The sequence below is a fragment of the Neisseria sicca VK64 genome (genome assembly GCF_000260655.1).
Classification (GTDB): Bacteria; Pseudomonadota; Gammaproteobacteria; order Burkholderiales; family Neisseriaceae; genus Neisseria; species Neisseria sicca_B.
Map to the genome: position 1 here is coordinate 1 of NZ_AJMT01000150.1, position 12,979 is coordinate 12,979.

The window sequence follows — 12,979 nt, forward strand, 5'->3', positions numbered from 1 at the left end:
TTGAGTTTTATATTGTTGCATCAGTTGCTTTGCTTGGGTGGAGAGCATGGTTTTTCCTTGTTGTTGAAGGTTTCGGGTCGTCTGAAATTTGATAACCCGAAGGACAGGCTGCGCTTTCAGACGACCTTCGGCAGCAGATATTTAACAAGCGCAGGTCGGCTCAAACCGCAACAAAACGGTCAAACATTCCCGAAATGTTGGGTTTGAACCCGACCTATGCCTTGTGTTCTCGCCGTAGGGCGGGCATGTGCTGCCTACGCGTCCTGTGTTCCAAAACAGCCTGAAACCGCAAGGATGGAGGCATTTGCGTTTTTCAGGCTGTCCCAATTTACCGCTGAATCTGCGAGGTAATCGTGCTGTCGGTAATCTTGTCGTCTTCCGCCAGCAGCATGGCTTTGGAGAGGACGACCGAGAGCGTGTTGTCGCCTTCAAACGGGATAAACAGCTTGTCTGATGCGTCTTTTTTGCGGCTGTCGGGCACGATGCAGAGGTATTGGTCGTCCGGCAGCATCAGGATGTTGCTGCTGCCGATGTGGATTTTGTAGGTACGCAGTTTGCCCTGCACGACGAGGAAGTTGCCGTCTATGTGGGCAACCTTGGCGATTTTCAGGCGCGGCAGCAGGGTTTCCAGCACGGCTTTGCGGGTTTTGGCGACTTCGCCCAAATCGCCGAAGGAATAGCTCTGCCAGTAGCTGTAAAAACGCGCCTCTCCGCCGTTGTCTTCCCAAGTCGGGTCGTTGCCTACGCTCGCCACGCCCACAAACAAATCCACGTCGCGCAACACTTCGGAAAACACGCGCGGCGGAATATCAATTAAGTCCAGCGCGGTGGCATTGTAACCGTCGTCCAACCGGTGAAAGCGCACTTGGTCGGTGCTGACATACTGCCAGATACCGCTTTCCGTCCACGCTTCTTCGCTGTCCACCGCGTTTGTCCAAAATTCGGCGCGCAGGTTGTATTCGGGCAAATCCAACGATACGGTTGCATCGTCGCCGCCGTCCCACGCGCCTGCCAGCGAGCCCCTCCAGCCGCGCCCCTTGGCAAGCGTCATGTATTGGTGTTGTTTCAGGATGTGGGCGGCAAAGCGGTTGCTGTATGTTTTGGTGTTGATTTCGGCTTCGGTGAGCAGATAGATTTCACGGTATGCCTGTTTCAGCGGCTGGCGGATTTCTTTGTCCAACAGCAGTTGACGCCACTGGGCGATGCTTTGCTGCGTAGCGAGCGCGGGATGCCACAAGCTGATTTGCAGGCAGTCTGAAACATCGGTTTGCGCGCCCGTTTCGTCCACCCATGTTCCGTCCAACCACAATGCAGTGCGACCCTGCGTATCGTTTTCGTCGCGGAAAAACTGCCATATTAGCGGGCGCGTGAGGCAGGACATCAGTCCGTGTTGCCAGTAATACTGTTCGGCGTGTTCCAGCGGTACGCGGTGTTCGGAGCGCATCATTTGGTCCAAGCGGTCGCGTTGGGCGGTGAGCGTGGTGTTGAGGTTTTTTTGTGTGGCTTTGAGCTTTTTCAGTTTGTCGGCATGGTCGGTTTTCACGAAGGCGGGTACGGTTTTCTGCGGCGAGCCGTCGGGTTTGAACCAGCGCAGTTCGGACTTGCCTACGCCCGTTACCGCCAGACGGCAAGTGTAGCCGCCGAAGTCGTAGTCGCGGCAGCCTTCCTGCAAGCCGAAGCTGTCCACCGCCATGTCTTCGATTTCGTTGCGAGACACGCCCCGCTGTGCGGCGGCTTCGTCCAAATATTTGGCAATCGCGCTCTGCACGTTGCTGAACTTAATCCGCAGGCGCAGGCGTGAAAGGCAGGCAATGCCGTCCAGCCCTTTGGAGCGGAACAGCGCGTAGAAGCAGGCGTTGCCCACGGAAGCATAGCGCGCGCCGAGATTGGGGATTTTGTCGTATGAATGCAGCGCAAGTTGGGTAAGGGCGGACAGGGTGGCGCTGTCGTGGAAATGGCTGCACATCCACACCAGCCCTTTGAGCACGGTCTGGTTGACGCTGCAAACAGGCAGGACATGGGTGCTGTAACTGTATTCTCCGTGGGTGACGGTTTCGGTCTGCACTTCGCTGCCGCAGACAAATTCTATCCAGCCGTGCAGCATTTTTTTGAACCTGTCTGCACCCAGAGTGTCAATCAGCGTTTTAGCCTCTTTCAGGTATTTTTCGCTCGGCTTGCCCGCATTGGCGGACAGGGCAAGCGCAAGGATCTTGCTCCATACTTCCTGCTGTTCGGGCGGCAGCGCGGCAAGTTGCGGATTGGCGTATTGGGAAAACTCGTCGTCTTGGGCGGGGAAACAGGCTTCGTCGGAACCGCCCGCCAGTTCTGCCAGAATGGCAAGGTTGGCGGTAGCGGCTTTCTTGTTCCACAGGCTTTCCATAAAGACGCGGTAACGGTCGCAGGCGTTTTTCAGGCATTCCGAAAGCGTATCGCTCGGATTGGGAAACTGTTTTTTGATTTGGTTGATCAGATATTTGAGCGGATAGAAATCTATCTGCTGCTTGGACAGTCCGTTGTCGTCCAGCATGGCGGCAAAAATGCGCTGCCCAAATTGCCCGTCCATTCGACGGTGGCGCGGTAGGTGTGTTGTTTGCTCATGGGTGTCTCCTTGTGGCTTGGTGGTTTTGCTGCGTTGGAACTGCGTTTTGCAGGCAGCCTGCACGGATTATACCGAACAGGCGGCGCAGTCGAATATTCGGATTTGCCGTGCATTGATTGAATGTGCAGGCTGCTTTTTCAGACGGCCGCCTTGCCCGATTCCTTTTTTTTCTTTATTATCCCGCACTTTGTTTTACTCGAAGAAAGAACACCATGTCCATTTCCTTTGTCCGCACCGCGCTTCTGGCCGGCCTTGTTTGCCTGTCCGCCGCCTGCTCCAGCCTCGATTCCAGTATGAAACGCTATGTCGGCAAACCCATCGATATTGTTTACGAACGCTACGGCCGTGCGCCCGACACTGAACGCGTCAAAGTGGGCGAGAACCGCTATTCCTATTTCTGGCGTTTCACCTACTATTACCCCGGCGGCCAAGAATACCAAGGCAGCAGCCAAAACGGCCCCATCATCACCAATTATTACAGCAACGTCTGCTACGGCCAGCACAGCGACCGTACCTTTTTCACCGATTCGGAAGGCATCATCATCGATTATCACTGGGCACTCAGCAATTCATGGCGCGTGAATTGTAACAATCATGTTTTGGGACGGCCGCCCCGATAAGGCCGCCTGAAAACGCGAGCTTCCACGGTGTTGGAACACAAAAGCAGCCTGCACATTTATAAAACAAAGTGCAGGCTGCTTTTTGCATGCTTAAATGTTTTGCAATTTGCGGCACAAATCGCGGCGGTATTTCTGCTGCTGCCGGCGCAGATAAAATTTGACCAGCCAGCGCGGCAGCCATTTTTTCAGCGTAATGTCTTTGGCAAAATCTAACTCGGTGCGGTTGTTGCCCACTGCGGTAAAACGTCCCGTCCAATGTCCGGAAAAATAGTCGTTTTCCATGTCAAACGCCCATAAATGCGGCGGCTGCTTTTGGGTAACGCGAAACAGTGTTGCCGCGCCTGATTGAGTGTGCTCGACAAACTGTGTGTCGTCCAGCCGTTCGATTTTTGCTAAATCGCTGCGCCATGCGTAGTCGGTCAGTGAAGTAACGGTGCGCCACACGGTTTGGATGTCGGCAGGGACGGTGTAGCGGATGCGGGATTGGACTGACATGGGGATTCCTTTGCGTTCGGGTTAAACGGGATTTCAGGCAGCTTTTCAGACGGCCTTCGGCGGCAGGTATTTACCTGCTTCGCGCAGGCTCAGTTTGGCCATTTTGTGCCGGTGTCGGTTGATAAAGCCTTGTACCCATTCGGGGTTGGTTTTGCTGTAATCGCGCAATGCCCAGCCTATGGCTTTGTTGATGAAAAATTCTTTTTGCCCCAGATTGTTGCAGATGATTTTTTCCAGTAGTGCGGTGTCGGTGCGTTGTTTGCGGAGCAATTGGTGGTCGATGGCGACGCGGCGCAGCCAGATGTTGTCGTCCGTGCTCCATGCCAATAGGACGTTGTTGACTTCGGGGTGGCGCAGGGCAATGCCGCCGACAATGCGGTCGAGGACGTCCGAACTGTCCCACCATGATTTTTCGGTAATCAGCGTTTGCAAACGCGGGATGTCCTGCGGGGTCAGGTGCTTCTGCATTTTTTTCAGGTATTCGAGCGCGGCATATTGCAATTCGCGGTGCGGGTCGTCCCAGCAGCGGCGCACGAAATCCCAATCGACCGGCTGTTTGGCGGCGCCTTTGAAAAACGGGCTGCACAGGTGGGCAAGCTGGGGTTTGCCGATGCCGAAATAGGTAAAGCGGTGTTTCATGTATGCCTGCATCGGCACGGCGCGTTCGGGGTTGGCGTGTTGTTGCAGGACGGCGAGCAGGGCGGGGTAGTCCATACGTTTTTCCTTTTTGCAGGAGATGGCAGGGTTTGGGGTCGTCTGAAATCTTGGTCTTTGTTCTGCTTCCCTTTCGCCGCGCTGGTTTTTTAGCGGAAACATTTTCATCCTAAATGTGGGTGCAGAGCTTCTCGAAAAATCTTGGCGGGTTGTCTGGCTGAATCTGTTTTCTGTTTTTCTTTGATATGGCGGGTTCTTTGAAAGGATTTGTTTTCAGACGACCTCTTCTTCCAAATCGCCTTCGCGGGTTTCGCGCAGGTGTTCGCGCAGGCGTTGGAGTTCGTGTTTGTCCAGCCACTTGCGGCGGCTGCGTTGCAGGAGGATGACGAGTGCGGAGATTTCGTTGCGCATATTGGTGCTGAGCCAGAGGAAGCCCTGCCATTCGTAATGGAGGCGGGCGGCGAGTTTGCCCAGCTCGGGATTGATGGCGGTGTCGATGCGGATGCGGCGGGCGTAGTGGCCTTTGATGAGGCGGACGGTCAGGCGCAGGTCGCGTTGGAGGCGGTTGAAATGGCGGTCAAGGAGGCGGATTTCGTGTTCGTTGAGGGTGGGGGCTTGCAGCTTGGCGGCGGTGGTGAGGAGCAGCTCTGTGGTGTTGACGATTTTGCGGTGGGCGTGCTGCATGGCTTCCATCATGGCGGGGCTGATGTGGCTTTCGCCCGAGGTGGCGGCGAGGTGGCTGCGGCTTTTGACCATGCGGGCGTTGATTTGGCGCATTTTGACCATGTTTTGCTCCAGCCGCTCGCGGGTCATGCGTTTGCCGTTGCTGATTTCGGCAATCATTTTGCCGCATTCGGTCAGGTTGTCGGCAAGCATGAACCGCCACATGAGCGTGGAACGCAAGGGCAGGAGTTTGGCGGAGACAATGGCGATGGCGGCGCCGATGAGGACGTTCATGGCGCGCATAAGGCCGCTGTCGAGCCAGTTGTTGCTGTTGTCGCCGATGAGCATGCACATGGTCAGTCCGGCAAGCATGGGGACGTAGCCGTTTTTGCCGACTGCCGCCCAACCTGCGGCTGCGCTGGCGGCGCCGACGGTCAGGTAGAAAAGGATACCGCCGTGGAAGTAGTGTTGGTTGAGCCACAACAGGGTCAGGCCTGCGCCCAAACCGATGACGGTACCGAGCATGCGTTCGACGGCTTTGGAGTAAATCGCGCCTTGAAATTGGAGCATGCCGAGGACGACGAATACGGTCATGCCTATCCATTCGCCGTGTTGGAGGTGGAGGAGTTTGGCAAGCAGGGTGGCAAACAGTACGGCCAGTCCGAGCCGGACGGCGTGTATGAGGCGGCGGTAGCGGTAGCGTTCGTAGGAGTTGAGCCAGCGTTTGACGAAGCGTTCGCGTTGTGAGGCGTTCATGATTGGGGCTATCTTGTTGAGATTTTTGGGTTTATCGTGCGGTATTGTAACGGGAATCGATAGGGAGATACAGGTTTCTGAATAAAGGATTTTCGGCAGGGCTGAAACGGATTGGTTTGGGGAGATTCGGTAAAAGGCAAAAGGTCGTCTGAAACGCTGTATGGTGTTTCAGACGACCTTTTTAACCGGGCTATGGGTTTACCAAATATCGGATTTGATTTTGCGTTTCAAGCCCGGATGTTCGGAAAGTTTGAAGACGGGGTCTTTGCCCATTTTCAGTTTCGCCGTGTAGTCCCTCAACAGCAGGAAGGCAAGCGGAGAGAGGATCAGGATGGCGACCAGGTTAATCCATGCCATCGTACCCATCGCCATATCCGCCATATCCCAAATCAGCGGGACGTTGGCGACTGCGCCGAAATATACCCAGCCCAAAACGAGCATGCGGAACAAGGCGGTCAGCAGCCAATGGTTTTTGATGAACTGCACATTGGATTCGGCGTAGGCATAGTTGCCGATGACGGTAGAGAAGGCAAACATAAACAGAATGATTGCCAAGAAATCTGCGCCCCATGCACCGACTTGGCTGATAATCGCTGCTTGGGTCAGCTCTGCGCCGTTCAAATCGCCGTAAGGTTGTTGGTAAACCAAAACGATAAACGCCGTGCAGGAGCACACGATAATCGTATCGACGAATACGCCCAGCATTTGAATCATACCTTGGGAAACAGGGTGTTTGACTTCGGCTGCCGCTGCGGCGTTAGGTGCAGAACCTTGACCTGCTTCATTGGAATACAGGCCGCGTTTGATACCGATCATCATGGTTTGCGAAATCAAGCCGCCGAGCAGGCCGCCGCCGGCTGCTTCAAAGTTGAACGCGCTGTCAAAAATCTGACCGAAGACGTGAGGAATCAGGCTGATGTTTGTGATGATGATGTAGAGCGCCATCAGCAGATATAAAGTCGCCATCAGCGGAACAAGCATTTCGGCAAAGCGGGAAACGCGGCGGATACCGCCGAAAATAATCGGCGCAGTCATGATGACCAATGCGACGCCGACCGCATGTTCGTCCCAGCCCCACGCGGCTTTGGCGGTTACGGCGATGGTGTTGGTTTGAACGGCTTCATAAACGAATCCGAAGCAGAAAATCAGGCTCAATGCAAATACGATGCCCAACCATTTTTGCCCCAAGCCTTGGGTAATATAGTAAGCAGGACCGCCGCGAAAATGATGGTTGTCGTAATCGCGGATTTTGAACAACTGCGCCAGTGAAGATTCGACAAACGCCGAACTCATACCGATCAATGCGGTGATCCACATCCAAAATACCGCGCCCGGACCACCGCTGCTGATGGCAATCGCTACGCCCGCGATGTTGCCCACGCCTACGCGGCTGGCAAGTCCGGTAACGAAAGCCTGAAACGGCGTAATACCGTGCGGATCATCGCCTTGTTGGCGGCCGCCGAGCATCTCTTTGATACTGCGTCCGAGCAGGCGGAATTGTACGAAACCGGTGGCAACTGTGAAAAACAGCCCTGCACCCAGCAGGACATACACCAGCCCTGTCCACATCGGATCATTGATTTTCTGAACCAATTGGTGCAGCGATTCGGTAAAGTTGTTATCCATAAAAACCTTTCTGAGTTTGAATGACGGACGGTTTGCCGCCGTTCGGAAGTAGTGCATTGTAACAGACTGTCAACAAATTGAAAAAGTTTTATATCGGCGTGAAATAATGTATCTAATTGATTGATATTCAATAATTAAAATCCTTGATTGGGGGCGGGTGAGGCCGGATCCGCTTTCCTGTACGAAGCGGACAAATGCCTGAAAGAGGTCGTCTGAAAACGGGTTGGGCCTGTCTCGGAACCGGGTGCAAAGTGCCGTATATTTCCCAACTGTTACCGCTTGTTATTCAATTGCGCCGAAAAATACGGTTTACGTTAGAATGCCATCCGAAATTCCGGCTGTATGACGATAAACGCGGCAGTCCGGTTTCAGACGACCTTTGTGCTACAAACAGGAAAATCTATGCATGCTACGATTCAAAGCCGTTTCGCGCCAATTTTATACGTCGTAATATTTTTTGCGGGCTTTCTGACCGCCTGCCTTTGGTTTAACCCTAAAGACTATCTTGCTGATTTGGCGCCCGTTGTTGCCGCGGTTTGCGCCGTTGCGCTGGTGTGGTTGGCATGGACGGCGGTTTCGGTCATTGCGCGGAAAAAGAACGAATGGCTGCGCAGGGAAAAATTGATACAGCAGGAAAAAGTCCATCCCGTCTTGCATGCTTCCCTTCAAAGCGTGGAAGAGCAGCCGGAGATGCTGGCATTGACTATCCGCAACCACGGCAAAGGCATGGCGAAAAACATCCGCCTGCAAGTGTCGTCCGTGTCCGATAAAGCGGCGGAACGCGCTATCGTTGAAGCGGTCAGCAAATTGGTTATCGTTGGCGAAGGCTTGGATATGCTGGCTTCAGGAGAAGTGTACGGCAGCGTCTTTGGCGATATCCGCGAGCTGTCGGCAAGTCTACCGGAGAAAAAATTCGGCGGCATCATGAAGCTCGTCATGACGTATTGCAATGTGTTCGGCGAAACCTGTATCTCCGAAACATCTTTGGATTTGAGCCTGCTCAACGCGGTGGAGCTGTCCGAAGCCGAACACAAACCCAGCAAATTATTGTATTGATGCTGGCTGAGTCCGACACCAAAGGTCGTCTGAAACGCATTTTTGCGAAGCAGGTATAGTGGATTAACTTTAAATCAGGACAAGGCGACGAAGCCGCAGACAGTACAGATAGTACGGAACCGATTCACTTGGTGCTTCAGCACCTTAGAGAATCGTTCTCTTTGAGCTAAGGCGAGGTAACGCCGTCCTGGTTTAAAGTTAATCCACTATAAAATAGCTTCTGGAAAATGAAAGCCGTTTCAGACGACCTTTATGATTGTCTTTACGCGCCAACCTCTTTATAATGCGCACACTCTTACGGGAGTAGCCATCTGATTTTCACTGACAATCAGAGCCGTTATCAACATAATTGACTGAGTTCGACAAAAATCGGTCATGGTGGCGGCATCTTCCTGGAAACCGGAAGACAGGCAAGACGTAAGCGTTGTCCATACCCTTGCGGGCGGTATGTGCAACGCTTTTTTTTTTGCCCGCTTCGGTTGAGTATCTTATGGAAGCATTTTTCTCTTCAATACTGGGCGTTGCCATTGCCGAAATCGGCGATAAAACGCAACTGCTCGCTCTTTTCCTTGCCGCACGTTTCGCCCAGAAAAACGCGGTAGTCTCCGGCATCTTCATTGCCACTTTACTGAATCATTTGGTCTCCGCATTTGTCGGCGTATGGCTGGCGGAAACCGTTTCCCCCGATACCGTCAAATGGGCGGTCGGCATCAGCTTCATCGCGGTCGGCTTGTGGCTGCTCCTGCCTGATAAAGATGAAAATCCCGACAGCCGTTGGCTCAAATACGGCGCGTTCGGGGCGACGGTTTTTCTGTTTTTTATGGCGGAAATCGGCGACAAAACCCAAATCGCCACAGTCTTGCTGGCGGCAAAATACCAATCCTTATCCATGGTCGTACTCGGCAGCGTTGCCGGATTGATGTTGGCAACTGTCCCCGTGGTTTATCTGGGCGATATGCTCATGAAAAAAATCCCCGCCAAAGCCGTGCGGATTTCCGCCTGCGTACTGTTTTGCGTATTGGGCGTCATCACTTTGGCGGGCGACGGCATTATGTTGAAATAGGTCGTCTGAAATGTGGGAAATCTTATTCAGACATCCGGATTTTGTTGCCGTCAACAAACCTTGCGGCGTATCCGTGCATCAGGAAGAGGGCGCAGTCAGCCTGACGCAGACGCTGGCGGCGCAGCTCGGTCTTGAGCAGGTTTGGCTGCTGCACCGCTTGGACAAGCTGACCAGCGGCGTGCTGCTGTTTGCACTGAACCCGCAAAGCGCGTCGGAGTTGGCGCAGCAGTTTGCCGCCAAAACCATGCGTAAAACTTATTTGGCGCTGGCAACGGACAAGCCGTCTAAGAAGCAAGGTTGGATTAAAGGCGATATGGAAAAATCGCGGCGCGGCGCATGGAAACTGACGCGCGGCATGGAAAATCCCGCCGTAACCGAATTTGGCAGCCACAGTTTAGAACCCGGCCTGCGCCTGTTTGTCCTGCATCCGCATACGGGCAAAACCCACCAACTCCGTGTCGCCATGAAAAGCTTGGGCAGCCCGATTTTGGGCGATACGCTCTACGCCGGGAAGCCTGCATCGAGGATGTTCCTTCATGCGTGGAAAATCAAATTTGACTATCAAGGTCAGACGTTTGAAATTGTCGCGCCTTTGAGTGAGGAGTGGCCGTTTAGGAATATCGATTTTTTGTGAACATCAAGCCGCCTGAAAACCTGCTGCAACAGCGTTTTCTTTTTAGTTTTTCAAAACGTAAGCCTGACGGTTTGTCATCTTCTCTTCATGAAAGAGGGCGGCAAACCGTCAGGCTTGTTTTAAAGTCATGTTTGATGTTTGGGGGCGCTAAACAAGGTCGTCGGCAGTTTTCAGACGACCTTGGGTTTGAATCCCGTTTAGGCTAATTCTCGGACGAACACTTGCGAATTGCGGCCGTTGGCGAGGTAGTCGCGGCGGCGTTCTTCGGGTAATGCGTCGGGAGAGGTCGTCTGAAAACCGCGTTCGGCAAACCATTCGCCTGTGTGGGTGGAGAGGGCGAACAGGTGGCGGATGCCCAAGCTTTGGGCTTTTTGGAAGAGGTGGTCGAGCAGCATTTCGCCGTAGCCGCCGTCGCGGGCTTCGGGGGAGACGACGAGGCAGGCGAGTTCGCCGATTTCGGGGTCGTCGAAAGTTTTGAGGGCGACGCAGCCGTAGATGTTGCGGTCGTGTTCGAGGACGGAGAAGCCGGAGATGTGGTTTTCGAGATATTCGCGGCTGCGGTGCAACAGGATGCCTTGTTCTTCCAGCGGGCGTATCAGGGCGATGATGCGGGGGATGTCGCGGCTGTGGGCTTGGCGGATGGAGACGAAGGAATCGCGGGCGATGGCGGTGCCGCAGCCTTCGCGGGTGAAGAGTTCGCGCAACAGTCCGCCGTCTTCGCGTCCGCTGAGGATTTGAACGCGGCTGACGCCGTTTTCGACGGCGTTGACGGCAGCTTGGAGCAGGCGCACGGGAACGTTGTTTGCGGTTTCTATCAGGTGGCGGACTTCGCCTGAGGACAGGGTGGACATGAGGACGCCGTCGGCGTTGCAAATGCCGGCTTCTTCGGTCAGGTACACGAGTTTTTCGGCTTGAAGGGCGACGGCGACGGCTTCGGCGGCTTCACTCATGCTGAGGTTGAAGGTTTTGCCTCCGTAGGAGTGTCCGAGCGGGCTGATGAGGACGATGGCGCCGTCGTCAAGGCGGCGGTTGATGGAGTCGGTATCGGTTTTGCGGACGATGCCGGTGTAGCCCATGTCTATGCCGTCAATGACGCCGAGCGGACGGGCGGTGAGGAAATTGCCCGAAGCGGTGGGAATCGGTTTGTTGCGCAAGGGGGCGGATGCGCTGCTGCACAGGGCGGCTTCGATGTCGCTGCGTATCATGCCGACCGCCTGCTTGGCGTCGCGCAGGGTGGCGTCGTCAGTAATGCGGCGGTTGCGGTGGTATTGCGGAACGAATTGTCTGTCGGCGGCGAGGCAGTTGAGGAAATGGCGCGTGCCGTGTACCAATACGAGCCGCACGCCCAATCCGGCAAGCAGGTGGAAATCGGCGGCGAGCCGGTTCAGGGTGTCGCCTTCGAGCAGGCTGTCGGTAATGCCGATAACCAGTGTTTTGCCGCGCAGGTAGTGGATATAGGGCGCGGCTTCACGAAAATCGGCGACAAAGCCCGGAGATGTGTTCATAACAAGACCAGATAGAAAAGCTGCATGATGAGGACGGTCAGCGCAACCAGTACCGCCAGCGTCCAGTTGAAGCCTTCTTCGGATTTGGCGGGTTTGGCAGCGGCTGCCGCCATCAGGGCTTGAAATTCTTCAGTCCGCCGTTTTTCATCTTCGGCTCGCCGTGCCGCCTCTTCTTTGGCTTTTTTGGCACGTTCGGCGCTGTCGAGCAGGCTGGCGATTTCGTGGCGGGAGAGTTGTTTGCGGTTGCGGATGTTGCCGCCCATGTCGTGTACGAGACGGACGTCGGTAACGGCGTTGGGCAGCGTGTCGGGATTGGCGGGGGCGGAAGACGGCGCCAGGCTGTCTTTGGCTTTGAACAGGCCTTCGCATTTATTGCAAACGACAAAGCCTTGTGCGACGTTGAGCTGGGTGTCTTTGACCCAAAGTGAGGTTTTGCAGTGTGGGCAGATACAGGCGGGCATAGGGGTTTTCCGTGTAAAGTGTGGGATGTGTTGTTTTAATGTGTGTTTGATTGGGTTGGGTCGTCTGAAAAGGGATTGTCCGTTTTCAGACGACCTTTTGTTTATCGTATTTTAGGCGACGCCGTAGCGTTCGCGGTAGGCTCTGACCGGCTCGAGGAAGCCGCCGAATTCTGCATTGTTTTGCAGGAGCGTGAACAGGTCGTTCAGATTGGCAATGGCGACGACGGGCAAGCCGTATTGTTTTTCCACTTCCTGAACGGCGGACAATTCGCCCGTACCTTTTTCCATGCGGTCGAGTGCGATGGCGACGGCGGCGGGCGTTGCGCCTTCCGCTTCAATCAGTTTGACCGATTCGCGCACAGATGTTCCCGCAGAAATCACGTCGTCGATAATCAATACGCGGCCTTTGAGCGGCGCACCGACCAATACGCCGCCTTCTCCGTGGTCTTTCGCTTCTTTGCGGTTGTAGGCAAACGGCACGTTCACGCCTTTTTCCGCCAGCATCATCGCAGTCGCTGCCGCCAAAATAATGCCTTTGTAAGCCGGGCCGAACAGCATGTCGAATTTTACGCCGCTCTCGATAATCGCCTGCGCATAAAACTTCGCCAGTTGCAGCGTCGATGCGCCGTCGTTAAACAGTCCGGCGTTGAAAAAATAAGGCGACTGACGGCCTGCCTTGGTTGTGAATTCACCGAATTTCAATACATTCTGTGCCAGCGCAAACTTGAGGAAATCTTGACGGAAATCGGGCATTTTGCTTCTTTCGAAAGATATTGATTTATAAAGGAAGAGATTATAAAGGATTCATGAGGAAAATGCAGGTCGTCTGAAAAAGTGAGTTGATTTT

General features: G+C 54.3%; 13 protein-coding genes. 5 read left to right on the forward strand and 8 right to left on the reverse strand.

Annotated elements, in window-relative coordinates:
* Nucleotides 1–328: 328 nt before the first annotated feature.
* On the reverse strand, nucleotides 329–2,563 hold the full coding sequence (locus tag HMPREF1051_RS08940) for a DUF4132 domain-containing protein (RefSeq protein WP_003767440.1): 2,235 nt from the start codon (nucleotides 2,561–2,563) through the stop codon (nucleotides 329–331).
* Between the two features lie 248 nt (nucleotides 2,564–2,811).
* Here HMPREF1051_RS08940 and HMPREF1051_RS08945 point away from each other — a divergent pair, with 248 nt between their 5' ends.
* Nucleotides 2,812–3,219 carry a hypothetical protein gene (locus HMPREF1051_RS08945; protein WP_231286300.1) on the forward strand — a complete coding sequence of 136 codons (408 nt, stop codon included), beginning with the start codon at nucleotides 2,812–2,814 and terminating at the stop codon, nucleotides 3,217–3,219.
* A 90-nt stretch (nucleotides 3,220–3,309) separates the two neighbouring features.
* Here the strand turns inward: HMPREF1051_RS08945 and HMPREF1051_RS08950 are convergent, their stop codons facing one another.
* From HMPREF1051_RS08950 to HMPREF1051_RS08965, 4 genes are all read right to left on the reverse strand, one after another.
* Nucleotides 3,310–3,714, reverse strand: a complete 405-nt coding sequence (locus tag HMPREF1051_RS08950; protein ID WP_003767432.1) for an SRPBCC family protein — start codon at nucleotides 3,712–3,714, stop codon at nucleotides 3,310–3,312.
* A 45-nt stretch (nucleotides 3,715–3,759) separates the two neighbouring features.
* Nucleotides 3,760–4,428, reverse strand: a complete 669-nt coding sequence (locus HMPREF1051_RS08955; RefSeq protein WP_036492690.1) for a DNA alkylation repair protein — start codon at nucleotides 4,426–4,428, stop codon at nucleotides 3,760–3,762.
* Between the two features lie 213 nt (nucleotides 4,429–4,641).
* The gene (locus HMPREF1051_RS08960; protein ID WP_003767442.1) at nucleotides 4,642–5,787 is read right to left on the reverse strand and encodes an FUSC family protein; all 1,146 of its coding nucleotides are present in this window, start codon (nucleotides 5,785–5,787) and stop codon (nucleotides 4,642–4,644) included.
* A gap of 198 nt (nucleotides 5,788–5,985) precedes the next feature.
* A complete protein-coding gene (locus HMPREF1051_RS08965) occupies nucleotides 5,986–7,413 on the reverse strand; it encodes an alanine/glycine:cation symporter family protein (protein WP_036492692.1) in 1,428 nt (475 codons plus the stop codon).
* 402 nt (nucleotides 7,414–7,815) lie between these two features.
* On the opposite strand from HMPREF1051_RS08965, the gene HMPREF1051_RS08970 reads away from it, so the two are divergent.
* The 4 genes from HMPREF1051_RS08970 to HMPREF1051_RS13565 all read left to right on the forward strand — a co-directional run bounded on the left by HMPREF1051_RS08970 (nucleotide 7,816) and on the right by HMPREF1051_RS13565 (nucleotide 10,372).
* Complete coding sequence (locus HMPREF1051_RS08970) at nucleotides 7,816–8,469, forward strand: hypothetical protein (protein ID WP_036492694.1); 654 nt, start codon at nucleotides 7,816–7,818, stop codon at nucleotides 8,467–8,469.
* A gap of 490 nt (nucleotides 8,470–8,959) precedes the next feature.
* Nucleotides 8,960–9,532 carry a TMEM165/GDT1 family protein gene (locus HMPREF1051_RS08975; protein ID WP_036492696.1) on the forward strand — a complete coding sequence of 191 codons (573 nt, stop codon included), beginning with the start codon at nucleotides 8,960–8,962 and terminating at the stop codon, nucleotides 9,530–9,532.
* A gap of 10 nt (nucleotides 9,533–9,542) precedes the next feature.
* A complete protein-coding gene (locus HMPREF1051_RS08980; RefSeq protein ID WP_003767430.1) occupies nucleotides 9,543–10,166 on the forward strand; it encodes a TIGR01621 family pseudouridine synthase in 624 nt (207 codons plus the stop codon).
* Complete coding sequence (locus tag HMPREF1051_RS13565; RefSeq protein ID WP_003767454.1) at nucleotides 10,163–10,372, forward strand: hypothetical protein; 210 nt, start codon at nucleotides 10,163–10,165, stop codon at nucleotides 10,370–10,372. Before HMPREF1051_RS08980 ends, HMPREF1051_RS13565 begins: the two co-directional genes overlap by 4 nt.
* On the opposite strand, the gene argA is transcribed toward HMPREF1051_RS13565, so the two are convergent.
* The 3 genes from argA to pyrE form a co-directional block, all read right to left on the reverse strand.
* Complete coding sequence (gene argA / locus HMPREF1051_RS08985) at nucleotides 10,364–11,671, reverse strand: amino-acid N-acetyltransferase (RefSeq protein WP_003767428.1); 1,308 nt, start codon at nucleotides 11,669–11,671, stop codon at nucleotides 10,364–10,366. The genes HMPREF1051_RS13565 and argA overlap by 9 nt on opposite strands.
* Nucleotides 11,668–12,132 (reverse strand): MJ0042-type zinc finger domain-containing protein, encoded by a 465-nt coding sequence (locus HMPREF1051_RS08990; protein WP_003767447.1) that lies wholly within the window; start codon nucleotides 12,130–12,132, stop codon nucleotides 11,668–11,670. The genes argA and HMPREF1051_RS08990 overlap by 4 nt, the downstream gene beginning before the upstream one ends.
* A 111-nt stretch (nucleotides 12,133–12,243) precedes the next feature.
* Complete coding sequence (gene pyrE / locus HMPREF1051_RS08995; RefSeq protein ID WP_003767436.1) at nucleotides 12,244–12,885, reverse strand: orotate phosphoribosyltransferase; 642 nt, start codon at nucleotides 12,883–12,885, stop codon at nucleotides 12,244–12,246.
* Nucleotides 12,886–12,979 lie beyond the last annotated feature (94 nt).